The following is a 299-nucleotide window of genomic DNA, read 5'->3' on the forward strand; positions in this document are numbered from 1 at the left end:
TGGGCCTTGCCGGCAAAAATGATCTGCACCGGTCGATGGGGATTGTTTAAAATGGCTGCCAACCGTTCGGGGTCCTGGAGAAGGAGATGTGCCCTTTTGTAGGTGGCAAACCTGCGGGCAAAGACAATGGTCAGCACATCCGGGTCCAGGATGGTCTGAATCTGATCAATGAGGCTTCTGGGGGCGTTGCGTCGCTGATATTGTTTCTTCAGCAATTCACGACAGGTACGAATCATCTGGGTACGACTCATTTCATGGGCACGCCAGAGTTCATCGTCATAAATTTCATCCATGCGCTG

Annotated in this window: 1 pseudogene; it reads right to left on the bottom strand. The window is 51.8% G+C overall.

From position 1 onward, the window contains the following. Positions 1-299 (bottom strand): annotated as a pseudogene (locus ACYQ2M_RS25465) (alpha-glucan family phosphorylase); the annotation flags it as partial.

The sequence above is a fragment of the Desulfocicer niacini genome (assembly GCF_054657595.1).